Source organism: Flavobacterium sp. GW821-FHT12A05 (genome assembly GCF_058807735.1).
The window spans coordinates 397,394-414,307 of record NZ_JBXAQY010000001.1 but is presented as its reverse complement, the minus strand read 5'-3'; the positions used below and the strand labels follow the sequence as shown (position 1 = coordinate 414,307).

General features: G+C 33.7%; 15 protein-coding genes. 9 read left to right on the top strand and 6 right to left on the bottom strand.

Annotation, left to right across the window (positions count from 1 at the left end; translation table 11 throughout):
- Window positions 1-54: 54 nt before the first annotated feature.
- The 6 genes from AC1RRQ_RS01575 to AC1RRQ_RS01550 all read right to left on the bottom strand — a co-directional run bounded on the left by AC1RRQ_RS01575 (window position 55) and on the right by AC1RRQ_RS01550 (window position 5,935).
- Window positions 55-1,329 (bottom strand): O-antigen translocase, encoded by a 1,275-nt coding sequence (locus AC1RRQ_RS01575; RefSeq protein ID WP_493020758.1) that lies wholly within the window; start codon window positions 1,327-1,329, stop codon window positions 55-57.
- 1 nt (window position 1,330) lies between these two features.
- Window positions 1,331-2,467, bottom strand: a complete 1,137-nt coding sequence (locus AC1RRQ_RS01570) for a DegT/DnrJ/EryC1/StrS family aminotransferase (RefSeq protein ID WP_493020756.1) — start codon at window positions 2,465-2,467, stop codon at window positions 1,331-1,333.
- Complete coding sequence (locus tag AC1RRQ_RS01565; RefSeq protein WP_493020754.1) at window positions 2,464-3,414, bottom strand: FemAB family protein; 951 nt, start codon at window positions 3,412-3,414, stop codon at window positions 2,464-2,466. Before AC1RRQ_RS01565 ends, AC1RRQ_RS01570 begins: the two co-directional genes overlap by 4 nt.
- Window positions 3,415-3,520: 106 nt before the next feature.
- Entirely contained in the window at window positions 3,521-4,123 is a 603-nt protein-coding gene (locus tag AC1RRQ_RS01560; RefSeq protein WP_493020752.1) for a trimeric intracellular cation channel family protein, read from the bottom strand.
- 88 nt (window positions 4,124-4,211) lie between these two features.
- Window positions 4,212-5,060 (bottom strand): hypothetical protein, encoded by an 849-nt coding sequence (locus AC1RRQ_RS01555; RefSeq protein ID WP_493020750.1) that lies wholly within the window; start codon window positions 5,058-5,060, stop codon window positions 4,212-4,214.
- Between the two features lie 131 nt (window positions 5,061-5,191).
- Window positions 5,192-5,935 carry an RDD family protein gene (locus AC1RRQ_RS01550; protein ID WP_493020748.1) on the bottom strand — a complete coding sequence of 248 codons (744 nt, stop codon included), beginning with the start codon at window positions 5,933-5,935 and terminating at the stop codon, window positions 5,192-5,194.
- Between the two features lie 20 nt (window positions 5,936-5,955).
- Here AC1RRQ_RS01550 and AC1RRQ_RS01545 point away from each other — a divergent pair, with 20 nt between their 5' ends.
- From AC1RRQ_RS01545 to AC1RRQ_RS01505, 9 genes are all read left to right on the top strand, one after another.
- Window positions 5,956-6,936: a stage II sporulation protein M gene (locus AC1RRQ_RS01545; protein ID WP_493020746.1), complete on the top strand. Its 981-nt coding sequence runs from the start codon at window positions 5,956-5,958 to the stop codon at window positions 6,934-6,936.
- 11 nt (window positions 6,937-6,947) lie between these two features.
- A complete protein-coding gene (locus AC1RRQ_RS01540; RefSeq protein ID WP_493020744.1) occupies window positions 6,948-7,715 on the top strand; it encodes a DUF4129 domain-containing protein in 768 nt (255 codons plus the stop codon).
- Window positions 7,715-8,920 carry a DUF4350 domain-containing protein gene (locus AC1RRQ_RS01535; protein WP_493020742.1) on the top strand — a complete coding sequence of 402 codons (1,206 nt, stop codon included), beginning with the start codon at window positions 7,715-7,717 and terminating at the stop codon, window positions 8,918-8,920. Before AC1RRQ_RS01540 ends, AC1RRQ_RS01535 begins: the two co-directional genes overlap by 1 nt.
- Before the next feature lie 65 nt (window positions 8,921-8,985).
- Complete coding sequence (locus tag AC1RRQ_RS01530) at window positions 8,986-9,999, top strand: AAA family ATPase (RefSeq protein ID WP_493020740.1); 1,014 nt, start codon at window positions 8,986-8,988, stop codon at window positions 9,997-9,999.
- A gap of 174 nt (window positions 10,000-10,173) precedes the next feature.
- Window positions 10,174-10,788, top strand: coding sequence for a hypothetical protein (locus tag AC1RRQ_RS01525; RefSeq protein WP_493020738.1), 615 nt, complete (start codon window positions 10,174-10,176; stop codon window positions 10,786-10,788).
- Window positions 10,789-10,810: 22 nt separating this feature from the next.
- Complete coding sequence (locus tag AC1RRQ_RS01520) at window positions 10,811-12,142, top strand: DUF58 domain-containing protein (RefSeq protein WP_493020736.1); 1,332 nt, start codon at window positions 10,811-10,813, stop codon at window positions 12,140-12,142.
- Window positions 12,143-12,270: 128 nt separating this feature from the next.
- Window positions 12,271-13,356, top strand: a complete 1,086-nt coding sequence (locus AC1RRQ_RS01515) for a phosphoglyceromutase (RefSeq protein WP_493020734.1) — start codon at window positions 12,271-12,273, stop codon at window positions 13,354-13,356.
- 196 nt (window positions 13,357-13,552) lie between these two features.
- Window positions 13,553-14,341 carry a TrmH family RNA methyltransferase gene (locus AC1RRQ_RS01510; protein WP_493020732.1) on the top strand — a complete coding sequence of 263 codons (789 nt, stop codon included), beginning with the start codon at window positions 13,553-13,555 and terminating at the stop codon, window positions 14,339-14,341.
- A 295-nt stretch (window positions 14,342-14,636) separates the two neighbouring features.
- Window positions 14,637-16,859, top strand: coding sequence for a RelA/SpoT family protein (locus AC1RRQ_RS01505; protein WP_493020730.1), 2,223 nt, complete (start codon window positions 14,637-14,639; stop codon window positions 16,857-16,859).
- Window positions 16,860-16,914 lie beyond the last annotated feature (55 nt).

Here is a 16,914-nt window from a genome sequence, read left to right as displayed (position 1 = left end):
TGAGCAAATATAACTTCAATAAAAATAGTACAAATGATCGAAATATGGTTTTATTTAAATTAAGCTTTTTCTAAAATAAACCGCTAACACCACAAAATAAAGAAAGTTGTCTAAAGCCTGAGCCATAACCATTCCTTCTATTCCATAATAATTCACAAAAAGCAGACTCAAAAAATACAAAGTTCCAAGAGAAAACAATTCTGAAATAATGAAAGCTTTGGTTAGTTTTTTGGCAAAAAACTGATAACCCAAAATTAATGCAGCTACTTTAAAAACATCACCAATTAACTGCCAGAAAAAAAGCGATGCCACGGGTAAAAATTCTTTGGTAAACAATAATTGAATTATGAAATAGCGGCTAAAATAAATTACAAGTAAGCCAAGGCAGAAAACGGGTAAAATTGTTTTATAAAACTGCCAAAAAATAGATTTTGTTTGGTCATTATCCTGAGCTTTTGAAAGTTTGGGCAAAAAGTAAACGGTTAGAATTGTGCTTACAAAAAGTAAATAATAAGACGAGATCCTAGTCATGGTTTCCCAAAAACCGGCTTGATCTAATCCTAACTTTTCAATAAGATTATTTCGAACGGCTAATAAAACTATTGGGCCTAAAACAGAGGATACCAAAGCCATTAAGGAATAAGGCAGTAAGTTTTTTATAATGGTAAAATCATATAATTGCAGGCGAATAATTTTTAGAAATTGAATCTCTTTCTGTACAAAATAAAAAGTGACAAAAAACAAGAGCGAAGGCGTTATTACAATGGCCAATAAGGCGCCTAAAGTCTGGAATTTTAATATCATGATCAGAGAAACCAGCAAACCAATTAAGTTTCCTGTAATGTTTACCCAAATTACTTTGGTGAATTTACTTAAACCATTTAAAACAGAAAGCAGAAAAACAGAAACGGTATACCACGGTAAAGCGAGTGCCAGAACTCTAAATACTAAAGTATTATCTGTATTGTGTTCTAAAATTTTATCGTCCCAAAAGGAAGCAAAAAAATATAAAACACCGCTTAAAATAAGGGCAACGCAGATTAAACTAATAAAAACTGTTGCGATTATTTTTTTTAATTCTTCTTCATTCTTTTGATTTTCGGCAATATATTTTACTATTCCGTTCTGAAAACCCAATATTGAAATACTTTCTAAAGAAGTCAAGAAATTACGAAGATTACCCACCAAAGCCATTCCGCTGGGTCCCACAAAAATGGCCAGTATTTTTGAAGTTATTAATCCAATCCCTATTTTAAGTCCTACGCTAAAACTGTTTAACGAAGTGATCTTAAACAAAGTAGAATTGACTATTTTTTTTACTGCCCTCAAACTAATATGTATTTAAAACGGCAACAATAAAATCAACTTCAGAATCCGTTAAAACCGGACTCATTGGCAGACTTAAAACCTCATTATGGATTTTCTCTGTTATGGGAAAAGATAAAGTATTCCAATCCGAAAAAGCTTTCTGCTTATGTGGTGGTACTGGATAATGAATAACGGTTTGGATATTATTCTGGGTTAAATATTCTTGTAATTCTGCTCTGTTTTCTGTTCGGATAACAAACAAATGAAAAACATGATTATTGGATAAATCCCAAAATGGCAATTCAATTTTATCGTTTTTTATTTCATTTAAATATCGTTTTGCAATTGCTCTGCGTTTATCATTATCGGCATCTAAGTTTGGTAGTTTCAGATTCAAAAATCCAGCCTGTAATTCGTCTAGTCTAGAATTTACACCGATATAATCGTTATAATATTTCTTTTCAGAACCATAATTGCGAAGCGAAAAAAACACTTTTGCTAATTCAGAATCGTTTGTAGTAATAGCACCGCCATCACCAAGACATCCCAAGTTCTTTCCAGGGTAAAAACTAAATGCAGATGATGATTTTAGATTGTAGATTTTAGATTTTAGATTTTCGCCAGTTTGGAATTTGGAATTTAAATTTTGAGATTTTTTAATTCCATGCGATTGCGCACAATCTTCTACAACAATAAAATTATGTTCTTGCGCAATTTCATTTATTTTGTCCATTTCTGCGGATTGTCCGTATAAGTGAACGGCTAGAATCGCTTTTGTTTTTGATGTTATTTTCTCCCGAATCAAATTAGGATTTATGTTGTAGGTTTCTAATTTTGGTTCAACCAAAACCGGAATTAAATCGGCTTGGAGAATTGCCAGAATACTAGCGATATAAGTGTTTGCCGGTACTATAACTTCGTCTCCTTTATTGAGTTTTCCGAGTTCGATATAACCTTTAAAAATTAAAACCAAAGCATCGAAACCATTTCCTACTCCTATGCAGTATTGGGTTTGGCAATATTCGGCGAAAGCCTTTTCAAATGTTTCTAATTCCTTTCCTAAAATATACCAGCCATTGTCTAAAACAGTTTTCAGTTTTTCCTGAAAAGCAGTTTCATACGGTTCGTTCATTTTTTTAAGATCCAGAAATGGTATCATTTTATATTTAATTTATAAAAATCCTGATTGTAAACGGTACAGCCCAATTCTTCTTTTTGTTTTAAAAGTCCGGGATGATAACCCAATTCATTATCTTCATTTACAATTCCCATATCAAAAAAATGCTTGGCTTTGCGTTTGTATTTATGAATCAAATTAATGAATAAAAAATCAAGTGCTCTTACTTCTTCTCCGTTTTTAGTCGTAGCTCCGTATTGCGATTTTACAACATTTTTGGTTTCAAAAAGGGTTATTCCTGCAATAATTTTGTCATTTTGATAAACCGAATATTGTTTGATGTGCTGCGGAAATTTACTTTTTAAAAGTGCCATTTCTTCTTTTGAGTGAACGGGTTTTGCATTGAATTTTTCGGTTAATCTTGGTTCTAAAACCTCGGTCCAAAACGGCTCAAAAGTATCTTCTTCTATAATATCTAAATCCAGATTTTCAATTCTTCTAAAATGTTTCAGTTTGCTTTTTGAAATTTTTAAAGGCAGATTTAGATTTACAGCCAAATTCATTTCTTTTCGTTCTATAACGGCGCCTCTTTTCAATAAAAAAAAGTCAATTTCCTGATTTCCGTCGGGAAAATAAAAGTTGGGAATTGGTTTGTAATAAAAAGTCTCAATATCATTTTCTTTAAAAAACCCCAAGACTGAGTCCAGAATGAGTTCGGCTTTTTCTCCATTCAGTTTTCTTAAAAAAACCAATCCGCCATACGTAAGTCCCTGATGCGAATAAACAGCATTGCCGTTTTTATTAGCCGGAAGAATGGCTTTTAGTTTTTCTTCTTCAAAAATTAAAAGTGAAAAATCCTGAAAACGATCCTGGTGGTATTCCATAAAATCACGGTGGAATAAAAACGTAGCATTTTTGGCCTGACTCACAAAGTCATTCCAAATCTTGTAATCGTTTTGATCGTATTTCTTTACGGTAAGGTTTTTCATTTTTCTGCCACAGATTTTTATGAATACAATGATTTTTTCTTATTCTTTAGCCAAAAAAAATCCTTTAAATCTGTTTAATCTGTGGCTAATATTTCTTTTTAAAATCTTATTTATGCTCAAAAGCCGGAAGATACCATTTGAATTTTACGGCCAATAAACGCACTGAAATGATTACAACAGAGGTTACAAGATACAGCACATCATCTTCTAAATTTAATTTTTTAAGTCCAAAAAATACGATGCCTCCAAAAATGCAAATGGTTGCGTAGATTTCTCTTCTAAAAATAGTTGGAATCTCTGTACATAAAATATCACGGATTACACCTCCAAAACAAGCTGTCATGGTTCCTAATGCGACACAAATTACAGGATGAAGACCGGTTAAAATTCCTCTTTCGAGACCTATCAGCGTAAAAACACCTAAACCAATTGTATCAAACAAAAACAGCGAAGTTCGCAGTTTATCAAACTTTTTTCTGAATATAATAGCCAGAAAAAAACCTAAAATAATGACGTAAACATATTGCAGGTTCATCATCCATCCTACGGGTGTTCTGCCAATTAAAACATCACGAAGTGTTCCGCCTCCAACGGCTGTAACAAAGGCAATAATAAAAACCCCAAACGGATCTAATTTTTTATGCATTGCTGTTAAAGCGCCGGACATTGCAAACGCCATTGTGCCAATAATATCTAATAAATGAAACATTTTTTCTTAAGTTACAAAGATGCAAAGGTGCAGAGATTTTTAGTATTTCTCCTGTTTTTTTAGTACTATTTCTACTTCAATTAATTTATTATCTTTTAACGTAAATAGGACTTCTTTTTAATAGATAGGAAATCGAATCGATCCAGCTGTCTTTTACGGCCAGAAACGGTTTGCGGGTCTGCGAATATATTTTTGAGGTGTTTTTATACATATCAAAATAAACGGTGTAGTAATAATAAACCTGCGTATTGGCTGTAGTAGTCGACACATCATTGGTTTTTATTTTCTTATTATTGTCGCTGACTTTTGCATTGCCGCTGTCGTAAGTAGTCGAAGTTGTGCCTGAATTCATAGTATATGAAACCTTCGCTGCCACAATATTATCGACTCCCAGAATTTTTTCCAGATCTGAAATTGGCGTTTCGTCGATATTTTTATAATCAATTCCAGCTTTATGAAGCAGGCTGTTTGTGGTTCTTAAATCCTGAACCGTTAACGGAAAAATATTAGAAGATTTGTCCAGCAGTTTATTGTAAAGATCATTCTGCGCAAATTTTGCCATATCTTCTGAGCTTTCCTGAGTATCTGAATTTAAATACGGAACTGGAAGTACCGCTATGGTATTTTGTTTAATTTCCACTGCTTCTATCGGCGAAGAACCCGAAGAGGAAGAACTACTTCCCTGACTTACATCAAAAGTCTGCGAGCGTCCGCTGGCAAAATCAATTTTGGCAATCTGCGAAACATCCAAAGAAATTACTAAAGTTTCGCCCGGCAGAGAATATTCTACGGTTTTATCCGATATTTTAGAAATTGTACCTTCTATAATCTGATAATCTCTTTTGATAATTTTATCCAGCTTTTTTCCGCTTTGGGCAAAAGTAAAAGCAGAAACCAGAAACAGTATTAATACGGCAGTTATTTTTTTAATTATCATGATTTTACAATTTAGTTTCCTTAATAATTAGTTTACAGAACTTCTTTTTTAAACAAGTATGTTAAAATTATAAAAATTAAATGATAATTAGGTTAAGAAAAACAAATACAGCATTTTAACTTTGGTAAAAATTACATGTGCTGGGTGTAAAAATTGTAATCTTTTAAAACTACCCTGATAAAATCAGCATTATTTCCGGATTGGTTTTTAATTCCGGTTACGCTTTCGATTTTGGCAACCAATTTATAAATGATTTCGTGATCGTTTTTGGCCACCGCTTTATGATATGTTTCTTTAATAATTCGCATATCATTATCAGATAATTTGATAACCAAAGGATAAGTTGGTACATACGCCTCTCCTATTTCTTCCAAAATAGTATGGCTTATATTAATTTTATTTTTGAGTGTAATAACGGCTGTACCCGCGACCATGTCGCCCAAACGCTGTCCTTTTTTACTAGAAACAATGGCTATTACAGCAACAAGACCATAAAATGCAGTAAAGTCAATTATTCTAAAAAACCATCGCATTAAATAATCGCCAAAACCTGCCTGATATCCATCTATTTTTACGACTTTTATCTTCACAAGTTTTTTACCAATAGACTGCCCTTCAAAAATGCTTTCTAAGGTTATGGAGTAAATAATAAGCGGAAAATAAAGTATGATAAATATCGCGCCTCTGGACCACGGATCCAGGCCGTCTAGTACCTGCCCAAGATTAAGCCAGTAAAAAACAATTAGAGAAACAACAAGTATATAAGAAAGTTTAATACCCAAATCTATAAAATAAGCTCCTATACGCTCGCCTACTGTGGCGGCTATAAAATTTATTTTGACATTTTGTGTTGTATTAATAGATAATTCTGACATATTTTATATTTTAGCCCTCAATGAGAGAAGTTGCATTTATAAAACAAAATAAAGAAAAATGGCTGGAATTTGAGCTAGCTATTTTTGGTAAAGCTAAGAAAAATCCTGACGAATTAGCTAATTTGTACATTCAATTAATGAATGACTTATCGTATGCGCAGACTTATTATCCTAAGAGTAAGACTGTTATTTATTTAAATCATCTTGCATCGCAGATTTACCAAAAAATTTATAAAACCAAACGCACGGAAAAAAACAGATTTGTTGAATTTTTCAAGACCGAAGTACCGCTGCTGCTTTACGATTACAAAAGATATTTACTGTATGCTTTTGTCCTGTTTTTTGCCACAGTTGCCATGGGGGTAGTTTCGGCTCGTTACGATCAAAACTTTGTTCGTTTAATATTGGGCGATGATTACGTCAACATGACTTTAGAAAACATCAAAAAAGGAAATCCAATGGCCGTTTACGGATCCGGTTCAAACTGGGGAAGTTTTATAGGTATTACCATGAACAATCTTTTCGTGGGGGCAAGATGTTACTTATACGGTATTTTTGGCGGCATTGGCACGTTTTATATTTTCCTTCAAAACTCTTTAATGCTGGGGTCGTTTCAATACTTTTTTTACGAGCAGAATGTATTCTGGAAAAGTGTCCGCGGGATCTGGATTCACGGTTCTATGGAAATTTTCGCCATTGTAATTGAGTCGGCTGCAGGATTTATTTTAGGTGCTTCTATCCTGTTTCCTAAAACTTTTTCGAGAATGAACTCTTTTAAAATGGGCTTTAAAAACAGCTTTAAAATATTTTTAAGTACTTTCCCTTTTACAATTGGTGCCGGATTTCTAGAAGGTTTTATTACCCGATATTCGATTGATATGCCAAATTGGCTAAGCAGTTTTATTATATTAGTAACTCTTGGAATAATTTCATTTTATTACTTAGTTTATCCGTTCATTGTTCACAAGAAAATGCAAAACCTATCAGCCAAATCGAATTAATAAAACCAGTAATGAATAGAATTTTCTTTATTTTATATTTTCTTTTCTTCTGCGGCATTTCGAATGCGCAGGATTCTTTACTGACGGAAGAACCTCCAAAAATTAGTTCAGTAAAATACACCGAAAAAGACATTCAGATAGATTCAGAATCGGTTGACCCCAAAACGTTTTCCAAAGACTATCAAAAGAAATATACTGATGACGATTTCGTATACGAACACAAAGCTCCCGAAAAAAATCTTTGGGATCGTTTTAAAGATTGGCTGGCGGGTATTTTTAGAAAACTATTTTCTTTCAGCGACCCGCAGACTTCTTTAAATTTTGTTGCTATACTATTGCGTATCGTTGCTGTGATCGTAATTGTTATTGTTATTTATTTAATTGTAAAAGCGATAATTAATAAAGAAGGCCAATGGATTTTTGGAAAAAACGCCAATAAGAGAACCGTTTATTATTCAGACCTTGAAAAAAATATTCACCTTTTAGATTTTGAAAAACTAATTAAGGAAAGTCTTGAATCTGGTGAAAAACGTACTGCCATTCGATACTATTATTTATGGCTTTTAAAAACAATGGCACAGCATCATTATATTGAATGGGATATCGAAAAAACAAATTCAGATTATCTGTACGAGATTCAAAACCCAAAACATAAAGAAGAGTTTACCTATTTGTCTTATCTGTACAATTATATTTGGTATGGCGAATTTGAAATTGACGATACCACTTTCAATAAAGCCGAAAAACGATTTAAGAATGCTTTAAAAACCTTTAGCTAATGAGTAAAAGTATTAAAATATACATAGCTGTACTGGTTTTTATTCTAATCTTAATTTTAATTGGAGATTATAACCAGCAAAAACCAATTGACTGGCGGCCAACCTATTCTGTCAACGACAAAATCCCTTTTGGGTTATATGTTTTTGACAAAGAAATTGACGGTATTTTAAAGAAACAAAAAATCCAAAGAATTGCTGCTGTAACGCCGTATGAATTTTTAGATTCCAAGTATGATGACGATACTTTGGTTGAAACCTATAAAATAAAAGGAACATTTGTTAATATTTCGCAGCAAAATAACATCGACGATCAATCGATAAAAGAACTGATGTATTTTGTATCACACGGAAATAATGCTTTTTTAAGCATGGCAAATTTCCCAAAACCTTTATTAGACAGTTTAAAATTTGAATATACTTCGAATTTATTGCAAACCAAAAATGCTTCGGTTTGGCTGGCCAATAAAAAAGTAAGTCCAAAAGTATACAAATCTACAAGCGATATTGCCGATTATTTTTCTAAAATAGACACCTTAAACACAACCGTTTTGGGTTATCAGGGAAATCCTAAAATAAAGAAAAACATCAATTTTATAAAAGTGCCTTATAAAAATGGATACTTCTTTCTGCACATGCATCCTGTAGCTTTTACAAATTACAATCTGCTTAAAAAAGACCGTTACCAATATGCCGAAAATGTATTATCATACATCCCGAAAGGAGATATTTTTTGGTACACAAAAATGCAGCATGACGAAAATATTTCCGGATCTCCGCTTCGCTATATTTTCAGCCAGCCGGCTTTAAAATGGGCCTGGTATTTATTCTTAATCGGAATGTTGATTTTTATGATATTCAATGCCAAAAGAAAACAACGCGTTGTGCCTATTTTACAACCATTGTCTAATTCGACCATAGATTTTACCAAAACAATTGGAAACCTCTATTATCAGGAAGGCGATCATAAAAATATAATTGATAAAAAAATCATTTATTTCTTAGAAAAAATACGAACAGAATATTTAATTGATACCACAAAGTTAGATGATGATTTTGTAAAAAAATTGCAGCATAAAACCGGAAAAGACGAAAAAGATATTCAGGAACTTGTATTTTTAATCAACGAACACCGAAATAGTTACCATGCCAGTATTGAGGAAGATTTAATCCGAATTAATAATGCCATCGAAAAAATAATACACTAAATAGCACCTGCTAAAAATTAAAAAAAGCAGTAAAAGATAACCCATTCAAAGAAAAAATATAGATCATGGACGATATTAATACCCCAGAAGCAGAAATCACAAATGAAAATGTGAATTTTGAAACCCGAATAAACTTAGCGCCGCTTTTAGATCACGTTAATGCGATTAAAAAAGAATTAGAAACCGTAATTGTTGGGCAGCATAAAATGGTCGATCAGCTTTTGGTGGCGATTTTATCAAACGGGCATGTTTTGTTAGAAGGTGTTCCTGGTGTGGCAAAAACGATTACGGCAAAACTGCTTGCCAAAACGTTAAATGTTGGCTTTAGCCGAATTCAGTTTACGCCGGATTTAATGCCTTCGGATATTTTAGGAACGTCTATTTTCAACTTAAAAAATTCAGAATTTGAGTTCAAAAAAGGACCAATCTTTTCTAATTTAATTTTAATTGATGAGATCAACCGTGCTCCGGCAAAAACCCAGGCCGCTCTTTTTGAAGTTATGGAAGAACGCCAGATTACTATTGACGGTTCAGCTTATCAATTAGAAGCTCCGTTTTTGGTTATTGCAACACAAAACCCAATTGAACAGGAAGGAACGTATCGTTTACCTGAGGCACAATTAGACCGTTTCTTGTTTAAAATTACGATCGATTATCCAAAATTAAACGAAGAAATCCAGATTATACAAAGAGAACATTTGCTGCAGGATCATGGCAAATTAGAAGCCATAAAAACGATTCTTTCAGCCGCTGAAATAAATCAATATCAAGGATTAATCAAGCAGATTAGAGTCGAGCAAAACTTATTAGAATATATTGCCCGAATAGTAGTAAACACACGCGAAAATGCCTTTTTATATTTAGGAGCTTCGCCTCGTGCTTCGATCGCGATTTTAAATGCTTCTAAAGGTTTCGCCGCCATTCACGGACGCGATTTCGTAACTCCTGAAGATATTAAAGAAGCGGCAATTCCGGTTTTACAACACCGTGTTATCGTAGTACCGGAACGCGAAATGGAAGGGATTTCGAGCTCAGAAATTATTAAACAAATCATCGAAACGGTTGAGATACCTAGATAAGTGTTCAGTTTTTAGTTTTTAGTTTTTAGTTTACAGTATTCAGCCTCAGTATTCAGTCACAGTATTCAGTCGCAGTTTACAGTTAGACTGAACACTAAAAACTGAAAACTGAGACTGGAAACTGCGACTGAAAACTGAAAACTGAGACTGGAAAACCTTTAAACAATAAAAACATTGAATTACAATAAACTATTTTTCGTATTCTCACTTTGGATTCTGGCGGTCAGCTTTAAACCATCAGATAAACCTGCTTTAGAAAACGAAAAGAAAACATTTTATTTCGCAACTGACAAACAACAGCTTGAAAGTTTACTTCGTAAAACCTATGAATGGGTAGAAACTAAAAATTCAAACCAGGATTTTGATCCTGTTGAAAATAAAAAAGGAGATAAATATGTTGGCTTAAACCTAAATACGCATAAGAAAAGATTAGAAGAACTTAAAAAAACGAATTTCTTCTCGCAGCAATTTTTAGACAATTACAATAAAATTGCACTAAAACTTGATGCCAACCTTAAAAGTAAAAAGATAGAATGGCTTGTTGGAGATATGCCTCCATTTGGCGGCGATTCTAATGCGTGGTGCAACTGTCAGGATTATCCGGATGCGTATTGGAAAACAATGGCTATAAACAATGTCAAAATAGAAAACAATAAGGCTTCTTTTTACTGGACTTGGTCATGGAAGGGCGATTTTAAATATAAAGCTGAAGCAGTAAAAGAAAATGGCGTTTGGAAAATTTCTTATCTGCAAGGCTTTAATTTTGATGAGTTCACTAAAATATATTAGCAAAATATAAAAACTAAGAAACTTGAAATTTATAAAATCTTTATACCTGAATAATTTCTTCTTCTATGTGCTTTTAGGCATTATAGTATTATTTGTCTGTGCTTTTATATTTCCGAATTTATACAATGCGGTTTGGTTTGTGTTTTTGATTTTAATTACTTTTCTCGCGCTTGATATTCTGATTTTGTACTTAACAAAAACAGGAATTGAAGGCGAAAGAATCGCACCCGAAAAGCTTTCAAATGGAGATTTAAACCCAATAAGCATTCAAATTAAAAATCATTATACCTTTCCTATTTTAGTCAAGATTATTGATGAAATTCCGTTTCAGTTTCAAATTCGGAACTTTAAAATGGTAAAAACCATAAAAGCATCAGATCAAGGAGAATTTGGTTATGATCTTCGTCCAACACAACGCGGCGAATATCATTTTGGTTATTTAAATATTTACGTTTCTTCGCCTTTACGATTGATTTCGAGAAGATTTTCTTTTGCAAAAGATCAAATGGTGCCTACCTATCCGTCGTATATTCAGTTAAGAAAATACGATTTACTGGCATTTTCGAATAATTTATTTCAATACGGAATCAAGAAAATCCGCCGAATTGGACATACCATGGAATTCGAGCAAATTAAAGAATATGTTCAGGGCGACGATCTTCGAACTTTAAACTGGAAAGCTACTGCAAAGAAAAATGCCCTGATGGTCAATCAGTTTCAGGACGAAAAATCACAGTCGGTTTATATGGCGATTGATAAAGGACGTGTTATGCAAATGCCTTTTGACGGTTTAAGCTTATTAGATTATGCGATAAATTCGACTTTGGTTTTATCAAATGTGATTCTAAAAAAACAAGACAAAGCCGGTCTTTTCTCTTTCTCTAAAAAAGTAGAAAACCGAGTTTTTGCTGAAAGAAGAGGCTCACAGATGCAAAAAATCCTGGAGACTTTATACAACATTAGAACTGATTTTTTTGAAAGCGATTACAGCCGTTTGTATGTTGATATTAAGAAAAACATCAATCAAAGAAGTTTAATTATTCTGTATACCAATTTTGAAACCATGGACGGTTTAAATCGGCAGCTTCCTTATTTAAAAGGAATTGCAAAAAACCATTTATTGGTTGTCGTCTTTTTTCAGAATACAGAATTAAACGACATCATCAATACAAAAACCGATACCATTCAGGAAGTTTATGATAAAGTAATTGCTGAAAAATTCATGTTCGAAAAACGACTTATCGCTAATGAACTAAAGAAATACGGAATACACTCGGTTTTAACACAGCCTGAAAATCTAACTTTAGACGCAATTAATAAATATTTAGAAATTAAGTCGAGAGGGATTTTGTAAAGATGTGAAATGTATGTTGTGAAAATGTAAAATGAGTATTATTAAGACATCAAGTTCATAGCTTAAATTTAAGAATGATTAAAAATCTTTGAACCTTTGTTTCCATGAATCTTCGTAAATCAAAAAATATGAAAAAATCAATTTTAATTCTATTCATCTTAACAAGCTTTTTATCTTCTGCACAAAAAACAGAAAACATTATCATTATAACTACTGACGGTTTTAGATGGCAGGAAGTTTTTAAAGGATTAGATCCGGCGATTGCTAATGATAAAAAATTCAATCAGGGAGACAGTACTTATATCTATAAAAAATATTCGGCTTCAGATTTTGCAGCTTCACGCCAAAAAATCATGCCTTTCTTTTGGTCGGAAATTGTATCAAAAGGACAAATTTACGGTAATCGTGATCTTGGAAACAAAGTTGATGTGGCAAATCCGTATTGGTTTAGCTATCCCGGCTACAGCGAAATCATGACTGGAAACGTTGATGTTAAAGTAAACTCTAACGGTTACAAAGCGAATCCAAATGTAAATGTTTTAGAATTTTTGAATAAACAGTCCAAACTAAAAGGTAAAGTTGCCGCTTTTGGCGCATGGGACGCTTTTGACCGAATATTAAATGAAGAAAGAAGCGGGTTTCCTGTAATTTCTGCTTTTGATAATGTGGGCGGTAATAAACCAAATGCAACTCAAAAACTGCTAAACGAAATGCGAAATAACTCGTATAAGCCATTTCATGAAGATGAATGTCTGGATGTTTTTACGCATTATCAGGCAATGGATGAACTTAAAACCAAGAAACCAAAAGTATTATACATCGCTTACGGCGAAACCGACGAATGGGCGCATCATGGTCATTACAGATCTTATTTAGACGTTGCCAATCAGGTAGATAAATGGATTGGAGAAATCTGGAATTTTGTACAAAACGATCCTCAGTATAAAAACAAAACCACTTTACTTATTACCGTTGATCACGGACGCGGCGACAAAATAAAATCGCAATGGACAGACCACGGAGCTGATATTGCGGGTGCATCTCAAATTTGGTTTGCCGCAATGGGGCCGGAAATTGCGCCAAAAGGCGAAATCAAAACCGATTCTCAAGTCTACCAAAAACAATTTGCTCAAACCATTGCAAAAATCATGGGCTATAATTTCACAACAGATCATCCTGTAGACAGCGAGGTTAAAGAAGTTTTCGAAAAATAATTTTAGTTTTTTTTTCGCCGCGAATTACACGAATTTACACAAATTTATTTGGGTTACCCTCAATTATAATTCGTGTAAATTCGTGTAATTCGTGGCAGAAAACACTTCATCTCTAAACCTACAAGGTTTTAAAAACCTTGCAGGAAGAAAAAAACTCTGTACCTTTGGGCCTTTGCAACTTTGAGCCTTAAAAAAAATGAAACAAATCACTTCGGTACAAAATCCGTTTATAAAATCGCTTGCTTTATTACAGGAAAAAGCAAAAGCCAGAAAGCAGACCGGAACATTTTTGATTGAAGGACAGCGTGAAATTTCATTAGCGATAAAGGGCGGTTACGAAATTGAAACGATTCTATTTTTACCTGAATTAGTTACTGAAAATCAAATTAATAAATTGGTTGCTCAACCAGTGCAACTAATCGAAATCAATAAAGAAGTTTATCAAAAACTGGCTTACCGCGATACTACCGAAGGTATTTTGGCTGTAGCCAAAACCAAATCTTTAAAATTATCTGATTTAAAATTATCCGATAATCCATTAATTTTAGTAGCCGAATCTCTGGAAAAACCAGGAAATGTCGGCGCTGTTTTACGTACAGCAGATGCTGCAAACTTAGATGCTGTTTTAATCGCAGACCCAAAAAGCGATTTATACAATCCAAATATTGTGCGTTCCAGCGTTGGCTGCTTGTTTACCAACCAAATTGCTACCGGAACAACCGAAGAAATTATTGCTTTTTTAAAAGAAAAAAAGATCAGCTTTTATTCGGCAACTTTACAAAATTCAACTTCTTATCATACCCAAAATTTCACGACTCCAACTGCTTTGGTTGTGGGTACAGAAGCTACCGGCTTAACGCAGAAATGGCGTGACGCCGCAACTCAAAATATCATTATACCAATGCAGGGAGAAATCGACAGCATGAATGTTTCGGTTGCCGCTGCAATTTTAATTTTTGAAGCCAAAAGACAAAGAGGATTTTAGATTAATTGTTAATTGTTAATTGTTAATTGTTAATTGTTAATTGTTAATTGTTAATTGTTAATTGTTTAAAAAATCGCTCTGCTCTTTTTTTTGGAATTTGGAATTTTTAAAATTGGAATTTAATTTTAAGTCTCTTTTTCAATTGTCAGACTGAGCGAAGTCGAAGTCCTTTTCAATAACAAAAATTCTAAAATCACACCTCAAAAAATCTAAAATCTAAACTCTAAAATCAACAATCCATTCCCTTGCGTATGTTCGAACTTATTCTTATTTTTAGTACTTGAACTATGCCGTTATGATAGAAATAGATATTGAAAAAGAAAACAAAGCGATTGCGCAGGAATACAAGGAATTACTTCGAATTAGTTACCAGACTTTAACCCCTACTGACAAAAAATTAATTCGGAAAGCTTTTGACGTTGCCGTTGATGCTCACAAAGAGCAAAGACGTAAATCTGGCGAAGCGTATATCTTTCATCCTATTGCAGTTGCGAAAATTGTTGCCTCAGAAATTGGTCTGGGCGCGACCTCTATTGCCGCGGCTTTATTACACGATGTTGTCGAAGATACACCCATGACGGTGGAAGATATTGAGCGCTTATTTAACCCGAAAGTGGCTCAATTGGTCGAAGGTTTAACTAAGATTTCGTTAGTTCAAAAAGACTTAAATGCATCCATGCAGGCGGAGAATTTCAGGAAAATGATTCTGACTCTGAACGATGATGTACGCGTAATTTTGATAAAACTGGCCGATCGTCTTCATAATATGCAGACCATGGATTCGATGGCGGAATACAAACAAACCAAAATCGCATCTGAAACGCTTTATATTTATGCTCCTCTCGCCCATCGTTTAGGACTTTATAACATCAAAACCAAATTAGAAGATTTGGGATTGAAATATACAGAACCAGCCGTATACAATGATATTGTAAGCAAAATCAGAGAAACGAAAGAAGAACAGGATGCTTACATCAAAGATATTTCGGATGTTTTAAAGAAATCTTTAGATGTCGAAAATATCGATTATATCATAAAAGGCCGTCCGAAATCTATTTATTCGATTCGACGTAAAATGCGTGCGCAAAATGTAAGTTTTGACGAAGTATACGACAAATTTGCACTTCGAATTGTTTATAAATCAGATCCGCACGATGAAAAATTCATTGCCTGGAAAATCTATTCGATCGTAACAGATCATTACAGACCCAGCCCAAGTCGTTTGCGTGACTGGATTTCATCTCCAAAATCGACTGGATATGAAGCACTTCACATAACCGTTATGGGACCAAAAGGCCGTTGGGTTGAAGTTCAGGTTCGAAGCGAGCGTATGGATGAAATTGCCGAAAAAGGATATGCAGCGCATTACAAATACAAAAATGGCGCAACAGAAGAAAGCGGCTTAGATGTCTGGCTGAATTTACTTCGTGAAGCATTAGAGAATCCAGAAACCAATGCGGTAGATTTTGTTGAGGATTTTAAAATGAATTTATATTCAAAAGAAATCTTCATCTTTACTCCAAAAGGGGAAATAAAATCGCTGCCAAAAGGTGCGACTTCTCTTGATTTCGCCTTCAGCATACACTCTGAAATTGGAATAAAAACAAGAGGAACTCGTGTAAACGGCCGCCTTGTTCCTTTAAATCACGAATTAAAAAGCGGTGATCAGGTGGAAGTTATAACATCGGCCAACCAAAAACCAACCGTTAACTGGCTGGAATATGTAACAACTTCACGAGCCAAAAATAAAATTAAAAACGTTCTTAACGAGAACACCAAAAAAATTGGTGAAGAAGGAAAAGAACTGCTTACCAGAAAACTTAAACATTTAAAAATTACACTTAACGAACAAGTAACAAACGAATTAGTTAACTTTTTTAAATTAAAAACCAGTTTAGATTTATTTTACCGTGTTGGAATTGGTGCGATCGAAAATCAGCAGTTAAAAGATTACGCCGCCCAAAAAAGCAATACGTTTATCAATTTCTTTAAAAATAAAATTAAAAGAAATAAAGATACAACTGCTGCCGAGGATATCCACAGACCAGTTATCAGCAGTAATTACGACATGCTGGTTTTTGGAACAGAACATGATAAATTAGATTATAAACTTTCACAATGCTGTAATCCAATTCCGGGCGATGATGTTTTTGGTTTCGTAACCATAAACGAAGGCATTAAAGTGCACAAAAAAGATTGTCCAAACGCTATTGGAATGCAGTCTAATTATGCCTACCGTATCATGAGCGCCAAATGGATCGACTCATCGCAAGAAGAATTTAAAGCGATTATCAATATTACCGGAATGGATGTTTTAGGACTTACGAATCAATTAACCCGTGTAATTTCGAATAATATGAGCGTTAATATTCAAAGTATTTCTTTGAGTACCGATGCCGGAATTTTTCACGGACAGATTGCCGTTATTGTTCAAAACAATACCATTTTGAAAAAAATGATCAATGCTATTAAGAAAATTGACGGTGTTGATAAGGTTACAAGAGAGTACAGAACCTAACTTTTTAGGGAAACTATAAGTTTTTTGTAACGAAACTTTAAACCCGAAACTTTTA